Annotated in this window: 9 protein-coding genes and 3 pseudogenes; 6 read left to right on the top strand and 6 right to left on the bottom strand. The window is 59.2% G+C overall.

The genetic code is table 11. The annotated features are described in order from the left end of the window. Window positions 1–35 precede the first annotated feature (35 nt). Window positions 36–134, top strand: a pseudogene (locus tag OMK73_RS38780) (IS6 family transposase); the annotation flags it as partial. A 349-nt stretch (window positions 135–483) separates the two neighbouring features. Here the strand turns inward: OMK73_RS38780 and OMK73_RS04120 are convergent. Then, window positions 484–1,956 carry a diguanylate cyclase domain-containing protein gene (locus tag OMK73_RS04120; protein ID WP_267600910.1) on the bottom strand — a complete coding sequence of 491 codons (1,473 nt, stop codon included), beginning with the start codon at window positions 1,954–1,956 and terminating at the stop codon, window positions 484–486. A 771-nt stretch (window positions 1,957–2,727) separates the two neighbouring features. Between OMK73_RS04120 and OMK73_RS04115 the strand changes: the two are divergent. Further along, window positions 2,728–3,684 (top strand): annotated as a pseudogene (locus tag OMK73_RS04115) (IS5 family transposase); the annotation flags it as partial. Between the two features lie 142 nt (window positions 3,685–3,826). Here OMK73_RS04115 and OMK73_RS04110 read toward each other — a convergent pair. From OMK73_RS04110 to OMK73_RS04100, 3 genes are read right to left on the bottom strand one after another with little or no spacing between them, the layout of a single operon-like run. Continuing rightward, complete coding sequence (locus tag OMK73_RS04110) at window positions 3,827–4,924, bottom strand: response regulator (RefSeq protein ID WP_267600909.1); 1,098 nt, start codon at window positions 4,922–4,924, stop codon at window positions 3,827–3,829. Beyond that, a complete protein-coding gene (locus OMK73_RS04105) occupies window positions 4,921–5,319 on the bottom strand; it encodes a response regulator (protein WP_267600908.1) in 399 nt (132 codons plus the stop codon). Before OMK73_RS04105 ends, OMK73_RS04110 begins: the two co-directional genes overlap by 4 nt. A gap of 1 nt (window position 5,320) precedes the next feature. Next, a complete protein-coding gene (locus OMK73_RS04100; protein ID WP_267601328.1) occupies window positions 5,321–8,638 on the bottom strand; it encodes a response regulator in 3,318 nt (1,105 codons plus the stop codon). On the opposite strand from OMK73_RS04100, the gene OMK73_RS04095 reads away from it, so the two are divergent. Then, window positions 8,637–8,825 (top strand): hypothetical protein, encoded by a 189-nt coding sequence (locus tag OMK73_RS04095; protein WP_267600907.1) that lies wholly within the window; start codon window positions 8,637–8,639, stop codon window positions 8,823–8,825. The genes OMK73_RS04100 and OMK73_RS04095 overlap by 2 nt on opposite strands. A gap of 226 nt (window positions 8,826–9,051) precedes the next feature. Here OMK73_RS04095 and OMK73_RS04090 read toward each other — a convergent pair. Further along, window positions 9,052–9,619: pseudogene (locus tag OMK73_RS04090) on the bottom strand (IS3 family transposase); the annotation flags it as partial. Between the two features lie 247 nt (window positions 9,620–9,866). Here OMK73_RS04090 and OMK73_RS04085 point away from each other — a divergent pair. After that, window positions 9,867–10,583, top strand: coding sequence for a UPF0149 family protein (locus OMK73_RS04085; protein WP_267600906.1), 717 nt, complete (start codon window positions 9,867–9,869; stop codon window positions 10,581–10,583). Between the two features lie 48 nt (window positions 10,584–10,631). On the opposite strand, the gene OMK73_RS04080 is transcribed toward OMK73_RS04085, so the two are convergent. Next, window positions 10,632–10,955, bottom strand: a complete 324-nt coding sequence (locus OMK73_RS04080) for an H-NS histone family protein (protein ID WP_267600905.1) — start codon at window positions 10,953–10,955, stop codon at window positions 10,632–10,634. A 551-nt stretch (window positions 10,956–11,506) separates the two neighbouring features. Between OMK73_RS04080 and OMK73_RS04075 the strand changes: the two genes are divergently transcribed. Then, window positions 11,507–11,881 (top strand): PHA-granule associated protein 4, encoded by a 375-nt coding sequence (locus OMK73_RS04075; RefSeq protein ID WP_267600904.1) that lies wholly within the window; start codon window positions 11,507–11,509, stop codon window positions 11,879–11,881. Window positions 11,882–12,060: 179 nt separating this feature from the next. Next, window positions 12,061–12,933: a hypothetical protein gene (locus tag OMK73_RS04070; RefSeq protein ID WP_267600903.1), complete on the top strand. Its 873-nt coding sequence runs from the start codon at window positions 12,061–12,063 to the stop codon at window positions 12,931–12,933. Window positions 12,934–13,154 lie beyond the last annotated feature (221 nt).

Below are 13,154 nucleotides of genomic sequence, written 5' to 3'. Positions count from 1 at the left end.
CGAGCGCCAAGCACGACTTCGTCAAAGCCAATGCTCGAGTAAATAACCGGGCCGAAAACAGCCATCAGCCCACGCGTGAACGCGAGCGAAGGATGCGTGGTCTCCGGATTCCTGAATGCACGCAAGCGTTCCTGCCGAACTTCGGTCGGCACTGTCAACTTATCGATAATGACGTCGAAAGGTTGCGTTGGCAATTGAGTGTGATGACAAGGCAGGTCGGACCGGGACTCGCTAAACCTGAAGAATGGTTAGAGCGTTCAGCTCGCGCGACAAATTAGGAGCGAGTCAGCGGATTTCATCGTGGCCCGCAGCGTATGCTGCAGAAAGGCCGCATATAAAGCTGCAACCTATCCTGTCAAATCAGAACACAAGAAAACGTGGCGCATCGGGGGCGTTCATATAAACCATTCTGAAGGGGGAACATAGGTCAGGCACCCTTGCAATGTTAGGGGCAAACAGGGCGGGTACTTCGACACCTGCCGACTAAACGGCGCCGGAGACTGCGTGCCTACCTTTGCCGCCATGCTTTGCGCTATAGAGCGCCGTATCCGCCCTCAGGAACAGTTTGCCAGGCGCCTGGCCATCTTCCGGACGGCGGAGCGCTAGCCCAACGCTCACGGTGGAAACTAGGCTGTGACCGTCAATCCGATAGGGCTCAGAAGCAAGGTTCACTATCGCGTTGGCCACGCGTTCTGCGTCTACCGGCTGCGCAACATTTCCCAGGATGACGGCAAACTCATCACCCCCAATGCGCGCTTTCACGTCGTATTCCTGCAGACATGAAGAGAGCCGTTTGGCGAAGAGTTGCAATAGCTTATCGCCGATCGTGTGCCCGTATGTGTCGTTCACAAGCTTGAAGTCGTCAAGGTCGACGAGAACCAAAGCAACTACGTGACCGTTCGTATCGGCCTCCGCCAACGCCAGGGAAAAATTCCGGTCAAAACCTTTGCGGTTAAGCAATCCTGTCAAGTGGTCCGACAGCACCTGTTTTTCGAGAAATTTTACCCTCAGCCGTTCAACGGTGACGTCCCTGGCAAAAATGTGCAGGCCCATGATGGTGTCTTTGGCATCATTCCATGCTGGTTGGTAGCTTACTTCAAGGCACTTGTACTCACCTTGTTCCTGAAAATCCCTATCAAAGGTCGTGAGTGATCCTGCGAAGGCCATCTTGAGATAGGGCTTCTCGTCAGCGTAGACCTGTGCGCCCCAGAGTTCCCGAATGGAAAGACCGACAATTTTCGTCGCAGGAAGTCCGAATCGTTGCTCGTAAGCTTCATTGACAAAAACATAGCGTTCGTCGACATCAACGTAGGAGACAAGGCCAGGCAAGCGATTGGAAATGGCTCGGGAGCGCTCTTCGCTTTCCCTGGCGCGGGCCTCGGCATTCTGCAAGGCGGCCTCCCGGTGGACAAGTTGCCGCATGACGATCGAGAACGTCGCGGCTAGCTCGCCGATTTCATCCTTGGCTCTGGTAGTGGGCTGCAATAGATGGACCGAAGGATCCATCGCGCTTTTCTGAACCATTCGATGCAATCGCTCGAGCGGTACCAGCATGCGCCGGACCACGATCCACGTCAAAATTACCGCGCCGACCAGTGCAATTCCGGAGGCGAGGAGGACCTTTGGTCGTGTGTCGGTTAGGGGTGAAAACGCCTCTTTCGCGGGGAGGGTGGCGACAAGTTGCCAACCATTGGTTCGAAGCAGATAACGCGCAACAATGGGCTGTCTCGGTTGAATGAAATCCCATGCCGTAAGGGGCTCGTCGGTGTCGCAAGGCCGATCAGTCCCCTTTGTCGGCGCGAGCAATCTCGCCGCATCAGGATGCACGACATATCGGGGGTGGTCTCCCGCAGAGACGAGACAGTAGACTCCTGTGGTCCCGATTCGATTGCGCGCAAGCTCTGTCACGAAGTTCTTTCCGACGAGCGTTAATTCACCCGCGACAACGGCACGCAATTGCCCTCCCAATGAGCGGATCGGAACGGCTATAATAATACTGGGTGCGCCATGCGTTGGGCCTAAGAAGGGTTCGGCGACGGAAAGTGACGCTCCTCGCAGGAGCTGGTCAAAGTAGTGTCGGTCAACCAATTGGACTCGCGAGCCCAGTGGTGTGGCGGTACTGAAGGCTAGGTCACCGTTTGGCCAGATGAGGGAAACGGAATTGAATGCGTCCGATAAGGATAAGGCCTGAGAAGCAAAGCTCCTCAGTTCTGCTGGACTCCGGTTCAGCATCGGAGCCAGTTGTCGTCCAAGCCGGCGGAGAACTGTAGCACGTTCGTCAAATTTTCCGTCGAGCTGCTCCGCCAATGTCTTAACCTGCGAATCCTCTTGCGATTGCAGTAGGGTCCTTAGGCTTGCAAATGCACATTGCCGGGCAATCAAAAAAAGCACTAGGATAATAAGTGCTACCACGGCGGCAGTAGCTAACGCTGCGCGAGATTTTAAAGACCACCGCACCACCTTTATCCCCTGCTTAAGTAGCCCACGGCTGAGTCCACGATATCGGCGATTGACTAATTTCCATTTTCTTGACTGTTCCAAAATGATAGTCAATCGCGAGCGTATCGGCTATGTTTCCCGCTGTAGTCGCCATATCGCCCCCCTGCGGCATGGCGTTAATGCATAAATCCGGCCGCCGCACGCGCTGACGTCTATGCGCAACAGCTTGAGTGACACTTCTGTTAACTCTTCGCGGACTTGCGTAGATTCTCGATTTTTCCCGAGAAGATGCGCACTGACGAACACAAGCGAAGCGAACCTAAAGTCGTCTATCGCGTCAGGAACTGGGTGCAGTACAACGCTGGCTTGATTGCCAGAGGCGATGTGACGATGTGGATTGACCAGAGCGTACTGAACACGGCGCCCAAGGACGGAGCGCCCACGCGGGGGCGGCAGCACGTCTACCCGGGCACAGCGATTCAGATGCTGCTCGGGCTCAAGCAAGTCTTTCATCTGCCTCTGCGGGCACTTCAGGCCTTCGCGCGTAGCCTGCGCGAGCTTGCATTCCCGACCTGCCGGTACGCAACTACGCGCCGTTGAGCGGCCGTGCACAGGAGCTCGCGGTGAAGTTGCCCGCCATGCAGACCGACGAGCCGATGCACCTGCCGGTGGACAGCACCGGCGTGAAGCGGTACGGCGAAGGCGAGCGGAAGGTGCGCAAACACGGCTATTCGAAGCGGCGCACCTGGCGCAAAGTGCGCCTGGCTCTGGACGCGAAGACCGGCCAGGTATGCGCAGCACTGATGACGCATCAAGACGTCGCCGATGCCGACGTGTTGTCCAATCTGCTTGATCAGGTCCCCGCAGACGTGCCAATCGAAACCATCGGTGGTGACTGCGCTTACGGCATAGAGGCAATGCCATGCTCAAATCGAAGCCCGCGGCGCCCAACTGTCGATCCCGCCGAGCGAAGGGGCTATGCCTTGGCCTGAGACCACGCGCGGCGCCAATTGGTGCAACGAGGCCATCGATGCCATTGCGCGAAATGGCCGAGGAGAATAGAAGAGGCACTGCGGCTACCACGGCCGTTCGATTGTCGGGAACCTGATGTATCAGCTCACGACGCTCACTGGCAAACGCCTGTGGGCGCGCTGCATCGGCTCGCCAGCAACCGAGGTAACGATCCGCGTGGGCGTGATCAACCGCATGGCGGCTCTCGCACGCACGCAGTCCGTCCGCATCGCCCGACCTTCGAATCACGGGATCCCCTTTGTTCTCAAATTCGACTTGCAACGCCATGCGACGACAAGGAATTCCGGCTTGGGACTTTGTATTCCGCGAGCATATCTGGGTTTCCCTGATATCAATTGGCCGACGGAAGCGTGCGCTAACGTGGCAACGCCTCGTCACCGTTTTCCTGATCGCCGTATTCCTGGTAGATTTCGGCGAACCGTCCGAGCGATCGTTTGAACGCACTCAGCACCTCCGGATCGAAATGCGTGGGTACGGTGCGCCCGTCGCCCTCGGTGATGATCCGGACAGCCGTCTCATGGTCAAGCGCGTCCTTGTAGGGGCGTCTGGAGCGTAACGCATCGTAGACGTCACAGATGGCCGTGATTCGGCCAGACAGCGGGATCTGCGTGCCGCACAGGCCGTGTGGATAGCCGGTGCCGTCCCAGCGCTCATGGTGACTTAGCGCGATTTCCGCCGCCATATGCAGATATGGTGAGTCGCTGTCCCCCAGGATCTGCGCGCCTATTTGACAATGGCTCTTCATGATCGCGCGTTCTTCCGCCGAATGGGGGCCAGGCTTGAATAGAATGTGATCCGGAATACCGATCTTGCCGATGTCGTGCATCGGGCTGGCATGGAAGATCGCATCGATAAACGCGCTGTCCATCTCCAGCACTTCCGCCAAATGCCGGCAATAGAAGCTGATGCGCTGCACGTGATTCCCGGTCTCTTCGTCCTTGTGCTTCGACGCGCGGATCAGCGCATTAATGGTTTCGGCATAGCTTTCGCGCAACTTCGCAGTGCGCGCCTGCACCGCGATTTCGAGCTGGCGATTATGGTCGTGCAGAAAATCGGCATATTCCTTCAGGCGCAGCAGATTGCGCACGCGCACCCACAATTCCGCGCGATCGACCGGCTTGCTGAGGAAATCTTCCGCGCCCGCGTTCAATCCCGCCAGTCTGCTCTCGCGATCAAGCAACGCCGTCACCATGATGATCGGAATCGCTTGGGTCGCCGGATCCGCCTTCAGCAGCCGCGCGACCTCGAGTCCGCCGAGGCCCGACATCAGTACGTCGAGCAGAATCAGGTCAGGTCGCTCCTGTGCCACAAGTGCGAGCGCTTCCGCGCCGCTGGCGGCGGTCCGTGTCAGGTAACCTTCTGGCTTCAGCATCGCCGCGATCAGCCTCCTGTTTTCGGGTTCGTCATCGACGATCAGGATGTTCGCGCACCGATTGTCAGTATTGGCGTTCATGTTAGTTCGTTGTGTGGCGGGGGCGGATCACACCGGTTCAGGAGTGCGGTGATCGAATCCCAAAGTTGTTGGTAGCGCAACGGTTTGGTCAGGTAGCCATCGCAGCCGACCGCGCGCATGCGTTCCTCATCGCCCTTCATTGCCAGCGCCGTGACTGCGATCACGGGAATCGGCCGGGTCGCGGGGTTCTGTTTCAGCAGGCGCGTGGCGTCCAGGCCGCTGATGCCGGGCAGTTGGATGTCCATCAGAATCAGGTCGGGCGGCTCCGTACGCACCAGCGCCAGCCCGTCCTCGGCCGTCTGGGCGCTCGTCACCGTGTGGCCCGCCTTGTTCAGCATCAGCGTTGCGAGCTTGAGGTTGGCGGGGTTGTCCTCTATCACCAGTATGCGTGGCATCTCAGGCCCGGTCCTTGCTGGCAACCAGAACTCGCTGCACCTCGTTCAGGAAGCGACCATGATTGAATTCCGATTTCTCGACGATGCTGCTCACATGGTCGTTCAGTCTCGCGCGTTCGTCAGCGGTGATATGTTTGGCGGTGACGATGAGAACCGGAATCTTGGCGGTGTGGGGATGGCTCTTGAGAACCTCGACCACGTTAAATCCGCTCACTTCCGGCATCATCAGGTCGAGCACGATCATGTCCGGTATGTGCCGCTGCGCGGCCTCGATCCCTTCGCGCCCGCCATACGCGCGCAGCACGCGGAATTTCGGCTCGGGCAAGCTAGCGGCGATGATTTCGACCGATTTCGGATCATCATCGACAACCAGCGTCAGCAGCGCACGGTCGTCGCCGGTGTCGAAGCCGAGATTGGCGATCGCGCCGTGCAACTGCTGATGACTGACCGGTTTCTGCAGTATGGCCGACGCGCCGAGCGAGATGCCTCTGTTGGTGTCCGCGACGATCGAAATAATGACTACGGGCACATGTGCAAGCGCAGGGATTTGCTTGATGCGGCTGAGCAATTCCCAGCCATCCATTCCTGGCAACATGATGTCGATGGTGACCAACGCGAACGGGTGCTCGGTGGCGATCTCAAGTGCAGCCTCAGCGCTGGCCGCCCGCCGAACTTTGAGCCCATCGGATTCGAGCTGACGGCGGATGAGCTCGGCGGCAGCGTCGTCGTCCTCGACGACCAGCACCCAGCGTGATTCGGCGGTCGCCGGCCATTTTCGCTCCGTCGGTGCGGGCACCGCGGCCGCGTCGGCGGAGCGCTGAGCGGGCCGCCACGGCAGCCATACGACGAAGCAGGATCCGTGATTCTCCGCGCTTTCCACCCCCACTGTGCCGCCATGCAGCACTGCCAACCGATGTACCATCGCCAGTCCGAGGCCTGTGCCCTCGAAGCGCCGCGCGAGGCCGCCGTCGATCTGGGTGAACGGCAGGAACAGACGTTCCAGTCCCTTCGGCGCAATGCCAATGCCTTCGTCGGTGACGCGTATCTCGAGGAATTCCTGATCGTCGCTCTCTGGGAGTGCGAGCGTTCGTCCGGGCCGATCGTAGTTGCGATGGCCGACTTCGGCGCGCGCCACGCGCCGTGCGCATAGCGTGACCTGGCCACCGTCCGGGCTGAATTTTACGGCGTTGGACAACAGGTTATAGAGCATCTGCTTGAGCTTGCGAGCATCGGCTTGAATCATTTGCGCGCCGGCGGCGACCTCCAGTTTCAGGCCGATACGCCGCGCGAAGGCGGTCTCCTTGACGATCCTGAGGCTATTCGACAGCAGCTCGGAGACGTCGACCGGCTCGAGTTCGAGCACCATTTTGCCCGCTTCCACCTTGGACAGGTCGAGAATGTCGTTGATTAGCGCCAACAGATGCTGGCCGCTGCCGAAGATGTCACCGATGTATTCCCTCTGCTGGGGGGACAGTTCGCCGGCCAGTCCGTCTTTTAGCACTTCGGAGAATCCGATGATCGCGTTAAGCGGCGTGCGGAGCTCATGCGACATGTTGGCCACGAACTCCGACTTCATCCGGCTTGCTTCTTCCAGTTGGTCGTTCTTGCGCACGATTTCTTCGCTGCGCATGCGCAACTGGTCTGCCAGGAGCCGCGTGTCCGCGTACAGCGTTAGATTGTGCAGCGCGATACCGAGCTGCACGCACAGGCTCTCGATAAACGTGTTTTCGTGTTCGTCGAGCACGCGCGTCGCCGCCAGCGCGAGCACCGCGAGACGCCGTTCCTGGTATATGACCGGCACCATCAAAACTTGCGCCGGGCGGCAGTCCAGCACGCCGGTCTGTATGATCAAGTCAGGCATCTGCGCGGCCACGTCGAAAACGACGGTGCGACCGATCTGCGCTGCCTGACCCAGTAGTCCATCGCCAAACGCGAAGTCGCGCGCTATGCCGCCGGGTAGTCCCCGTGCGGATTCGCACACGAACTTGCCAAGCCACTCGTCGTGCCGGTACAGCGCCGACACTGGGAAAGGATGTCTGTCTGCCAGCAGCGCCAGCAGGCCATCGGCGATCTTCTGGCGGTCGAAGCTCGCATTGAACAACGCCAGCGCCCGGCTACGGGAATCATCGAAGTGCGCGGCCGTACGCAGCAGCTGCTCCGTTTGCTTGAGCGCGGTCACATCCTGGCACACGGTGACCCCGCCGATGATCGTCTGCTGATCGTCCCACAGCGGCACCGCGGATAGTAGCGCAAATCTCCGGCTCTGGTCAGCGCCTTTGATTTCAACTTCCTCGTTCAGGAACGTCTCGCCCTGCAATACGGCCCTCGCCAGCGCGCACTCATGTGGGGCGAGCTCGTGGGCGTTGCCGCTGCGCTCTCCTTGTTTCACGTGGTCACGCCCGGTGTCGACGGGGGTGATGCTGGCCGACAGGGTGCGTGCGGCGGGGTTGGACAGCGTTAGCTGGCCGCTTGCATCGGCGACCGATACGGCGATCGGCAGCACGTCCAGGATTTGCTTGAGCAACGCTTCATTTGAACGGATCGTTGCGTCAGCCCGATCGCGCAGTCGTATGTCGACGCGAAGGCGCCAGAACAGCATGAATACGGCGGCCAACAGCATCGCAATCAGCACGATGAAGCTGACGCGCGTCACGTGCAGTCTCGACGCTTCGCTTTGCCTTCGCACGCCGAGCAGATGATTCTCCTCGTCAACCATCTGCGTAATGATAGTACGCATGCTGCCTATCAATGGCGACACACCGGTGACCAATGCAGGCGCGGCGGTCAGACCTTCGCGCTCGCGGAGTTTCTCGTTGACGTGGTAAAGATGCGCACGCTCGGCGATGAGCACCTGCAATTGCCGAAGTCGAATCTGTTGGCCGGCGTTGTCGGTGATCAACCGGTCGACTGTTTCGGCGGCGCGGCCGAGCGCACTTAATGCATCATCGCGCACCCGAATGTGATCCGGGTTGCCAGTGAGTAAGTAGCCTCGCTGAGCGATCTCGGCCTCGGACAGCGTTGATGTGATTCGGTCCAGTGTCGCGCGCACTTGATAGGTGTGTTCAACCCATTGGGACGCGTCCGTCGATTTGGATGCGTTTACCCATGTCATCACCGCCAGCAGGCTAAAGACCAGCAATACTGTGACGAAGGCTACGGTCAGAAATCGGGGGGCGACCAATTTTTCATGCCTGCCTGAGCTAAAGTCGAAAGTCGTGTACGGGCTGGGATTTGAGGTGTGGCATTGAAGGCGGTGGAGATTTTCGCTGACAATCTGATTGTCGAGATCGGAAACCAGCGCAAGGAAACGCTCCACCATGAACAAGGATAAACGTAAAGAAGAGATCGGTCTATCGGGACTCGGACTGAGTCTCGAGGAGCTGATCAGGCAAGGGGCACGGCGGGTCAACCAGGAGATCATCAACGTGGAGCCTGCAGAGCTGTTTGAGGCGTTCAGTAATGTCAAGACATTCAGCGGACAACGTACCGTGGTCCGCAATGGCTAGTAACCTTTTAGAAAGTGTTGTTATGTGAGGCAATGTTTGCATGAAATGCAAACGAAACTAGGATGCTTGGTCGATTGAACACCAATCGGAACGCGTCAATGACTTTGCGTCACCTGGCTTCATGAATTTACTGTGCCGGGCCGTGGTGTGTTTGGGGTAATGGCCTCCGATGGCGGCGGGTTGATTCAGACTGCCGTGGGCAGCCGCATCGGTTCAGGGCGACGCCTTGAAATAGGTGACTGCAGTACTGACTACCCCGGTCGCTATGCATAATGACGCCGGTCGCTGGTCCTCGCCGGAACCAGACCATGCGCAGTGCGTCCGTGACCAGTTCGGCCTTCATGTGCGGTTGCATCGACCAACCGACCACCTGCCGGCTGAACGGGTCGATGATGACCGCCAGGTACGGCCAGCCTTCGGCCGTCGCCACGTACGTGATGTCGCTCGTCCAGACTTGATTCGGAGCCACAGGGCTAAGTTGCGCTCCAGCAAATTGGCAGCCACCGGCAAGTTGTGGTTCGAGTTGGTCGTCGCGATGTACTTGCGCTTGTGCCGGGCACGAATGCCGCGCTGCGCCATCGGCTTGCGAACACGCTCCTTGCCCACCCGCACGCCGCGTGCCAGCAGTTCTTTCCACATGCGCGGCCAGCCGTATTCCCCTTGACCTCGGCGTGTATCGCCTTGATGTGGGCCAGCAGGGCATCGTCACTGAGCCGGCCTCCGTGCGGCCTGTCGCTCGTTGCGCGTTGCTTGCGTTGGTGATAGCCGGGACTGACATCCAGCAGCTCACACAGCGCTCGAGTTCCTTGATATGGCGCCGATCCTGCTTGCTGATGGTGGTGGAATTACAGCAATGGTATCAGGAGCAGGCGGCGCTACAGCAGATAGCCGACGTAGCCCCACCCGCGGCGCCATAGGCGGGCGTGGCTAACGAGATACGCCAGCAGGCAACCCCATCCGCTGACGTCGGCAGCGTAAAATGCACCCGTTTTACCCCGCCAAATACGTATCATGCCGACCTCGCTCTCGGACACCCTCCGAATGATGGCTCCCCTGTCCGACGAGGAACTGGACAAGCTCGACCAGTTCCTCATCTCCGATGCGCCGTCGGATACCACACTGATGCTCGCGGGGCTAGATGGATATTTGACCGCCACCGCCATAGGGCCGACGACCCTGCTGCCAAGCCAGGTGCTGCCGGGCATATGGGGGCCGGAAAAGGAAGATGCGTCGCATTTCAAGACGAAGGATCAGGCACAGCGCATCTCTGACTTGATCCTACGGCATTTCAACGGCATCGTCTGGTCTCTGGAGAACGATCCGGACGTTTTCGAACCGATGTTCGATACCATGACCTGCCCGGACGATACACAAGAGCACATTGACGGTGAATCGTGGGCACACGACTTTATGCAGGGCATTGCGCTGCGCAAACAGGACTGGCAGCAGCTATTCGACGATGCCCGCGGGCAGGAATGGCTGCGCCCGCTGTACTTGCTCGGCGCGGACGAGGTCACGCCCGAGGAGGAGGCGCTGACTCGCTGGCCGGATCAACGTGAAGAGCTGGCGAAACAGATCCCAACGAGCACTGCCGCCATCTATCGCTACTGGCTCCCATACCGGAAGGCCGTTCATGAACGGCAGCTCGCGACCATGATTCAACGCTCGTCGCCGAAAATCGGTCGCAACAACCCGTGCCCCTGCGGTAGCGGCATGAAGTTCAAAAAGTGTTGCGGGGCCGCGGCGGCGTTTCATTGAACCTCAGGAACGGCGCGCAACACCATCTTGGGGCTGCGCTAGAACGGCTCATGCCTCTGGAATCAGAAACTTGTCGCGATTCTTGCCCAGCCACGCCGGTGCCCGACCACGGCCTGTCCAGGTGGCCCCAGTCTTGGGGTCCATGTACTTTGGCGGCAGCGAGGTCTTCTCCTTCGCCGCAGCTTTAGGCTTGTCACTAGCCGCCGGGCGTCCACGACGTCGTTTCGGCGCCAAGTCATCGACCGTGAGTTCGTACTCTGCCATCATCGCCTGGATTTTCTCAATGACGCCAGCGACCTCGCTTTGACGAACCTCGGCAAGCTGGGCCTCCAGCTTTTCCTTATTTGCTAGCAATTGTTTGTAGGTAGCCATCTCGGTCTCCGTCTATAGATAACAGTTCAATTATCCTACAGCATTTCGCCATATTTTCACTAACTCTGTGAATCTAGCCCGCCCGGATGATCTTGGCCGGAGCAGAGCTTCTGTGAATACAACCCTCCCGACCTATTCTTCCTCCGTCGGAAAAGGGGCGATAGCAACTGAGTGGTGAATTCAATGCGCGTTACCAGTGCAGAATGAGGTAAGCACGAAGAAGTACTCGCCGATGCTTGGCTGCCCCGAGCTGAATTTGCCGAACTCGAAGCCTACAAGGGCTCCGGCTATGACCGTGGCACCGGGGGAATTGCCCAATGCCATGCCATGGCTGGCATCCCACAAGCTGAATAAAGTGTGTTCTGAAAGAGGGGCGACATCGCAGCTCCCTCCCCTCCCCTTGCCCACCTGGTCTGCCCCCACATTCCACAGCCCCCGCGGATGTCAATCGCCGGAAAGGGCTATCGGCCTCGGGGCTCCGCAGGCGATTACAATACTGTGGGAGCACAGGGTGTTGCCCAAATGCGCCAAGAATGTGAGTGGAGAAGTCAATGGCGACAGCACGAGCTGGCACCAAAGGGGAGGCACTAAGACTCCTGGGGACGGAAGGCGTGACCGTGGTGGAACTGGACTATGAGGCTGGCTGGCAGGACGCGATTGAACTGGGTCGGCTCGGCCAGAAGGCAGGGATCCGCGTGGAATATCGCGGGCAAGAGAACATCGCAGTCAAATCGCCAACGGCACTGGTCGCCGGCCTGATGCGGCCAAAAACGACCTTCCGACAACGAAACCTCTATTGTCAATTTGATCTGTCCGAGCTGCCTGAAGCTGAGTTGGAGAGCCTCGAGGCAAAGGCATCCAAGCTGGGCGACTATATTCTCGCCGGGCGCTTGATGCGGGAAGTGGATTCGGTATGGACAGAGTAAACACTTCCCCTGGCATCCCATTGCCTACTCCAGCCCGTATCCACCCATCGGCCGCGCCGGCGCGGTTTCCGCCTGGTCGCCGCTGATGCAGCCACTCCCCACCTGCTCCTGAGCTGCCAGATGGATTAGAATCCCTCCTCATGCCTTGGACGGTCACATTATTCTGGGTGTTGAAGTCGATGCAACTCGATATCTTTGCTCACAGCCGCGACGTGATGCTACGCAATGATGTTGCCGACGCCCTGCAGCGCCGCGATGCGGTTGCTGCGCGGGGTGCGTTGCAGCTATTGCTCAGCGAGTGTCCTTCCGACGATCTTCTCCCTGCCCTTAGTACGCTGACTCGAGCCCTCGAGGAACCAAGGCCGGAGCGTTTTAGCGACCACGATGCACTACGACGTGCGCATGGCGAGATAACCTGCGAGGTTGTACCGGCTGCTGCCCGCGTGTTTGGTGACACTGCCGCCAATGCATGGCTCGCGCCGTTTTGGCGAGCGCTCGCGCACGCAGCTGAGCACTTGCCGTTGTGCCGCAACGAGCACGATGCCCATGCAGCACCCTTGTGGATCAAGGTCGGGGACTGGGTCGCGGCACAAGAAGCCATCGCACGTATTGCATCGTGGCGCCGCATTCCAACGACGCTTTGCTGGATGGCAGAGGCGCAATATCACCAGCACGGACTGGAAGCCATCTGGCCGCTGTTGGCCGAGCTCGCGTGGCTTTCGGCAAGCCGTCTTGACGGACTGATTCACCGCCTAAAGGACTCCTGTCTGACTACGCTGCGCAAGACATTCGACTCTCGCTTCGAGGGCGATGGTGCCGTCGAGGATCTGGTCTGGTTTCCCGCCTGGGCGTTGATCGAGAAACCGGGCCTAGCGAACCTACTGCGTCAGACACAGCAGTCGACTCAAAGCTCGCCTGAGCGTGCGATGCGCTTGCTGCTCGAACTGCTGAACTTGGAGCGGCACGGTCGCCACCATGAGCTAGTTGAACGGCGCAAGGAATTGCGCGGTTTGCAGCCGGCGCTGTTTGCCGCATATATGAGCACCCGATAGGGTTGTGTCGCAGAAAGGGAGAGTTACAGCCGAAGTTGGCAATGGCCGTATTGGTTACGCTGCTAGGGGTAAAATTGCTGCGCCTGGCCAGCCAGGCACGCCCCGCAACGGCTGGAGGCCTACCACCGAGAGCAATCCCATGCGAGGCATGCGTGCGGTTTCGTGGGTCCCTGGTGCCGGCAATCCCGGGCAATATACACGTGTGTGAATGCGTCCGCTGC

The organism is Cupriavidus sp. D39, assembly GCF_026627925.1.
GTDB lineage: Bacteria > Pseudomonadota > Gammaproteobacteria > Burkholderiales > Burkholderiaceae > Cupriavidus > Cupriavidus ulmosensis.
This window is presented reverse-complemented; position numbering and strand designations above follow the sequence as displayed.

Excerpts from the sequence above, each read along its gene's own strand:
- OMK73_RS04110 (WP_267600909.1), bottom strand. The coding sequence starts at position 4,924 with ATGAACGCCAATACTGACAATCGGTGCGCGAACATCCTGATCGTCGAT.
- OMK73_RS04105 (WP_267600908.1), bottom strand. The coding sequence starts at position 5,319 with ATGCCACGCATACTGGTGATAGAGGACAACCCCGCCAACCTCAAGCTC.
- OMK73_RS04095 (WP_267600907.1), top strand. The coding sequence starts at position 8,637 with ATGAACAAGGATAAACGTAAAGAAGAGATCGGTCTATCGGGACTCGGA.
- OMK73_RS04100 (WP_267601328.1), bottom strand. The coding sequence starts at position 8,638 with ATGGTGGAGCGTTTCCTTGCGCTGGTTTCCGATCTCGACAATCAGATT.
- OMK73_RS04085 (WP_267600906.1), top strand. The coding sequence starts at position 9,867 with ATGATGGCTCCCCTGTCCGACGAGGAACTGGACAAGCTCGACCAGTTC.
- OMK73_RS04080 (WP_267600905.1), bottom strand. The coding sequence starts at position 10,955 with ATGGCTACCTACAAACAATTGCTAGCAAATAAGGAAAAGCTGGAGGCC.
- OMK73_RS04075 (WP_267600904.1), top strand. The coding sequence starts at position 11,507 with ATGGCGACAGCACGAGCTGGCACCAAAGGGGAGGCACTAAGACTCCTG.
- OMK73_RS04070 (WP_267600903.1), top strand. The coding sequence starts at position 12,061 with ATGCAACTCGATATCTTTGCTCACAGCCGCGACGTGATGCTACGCAAT.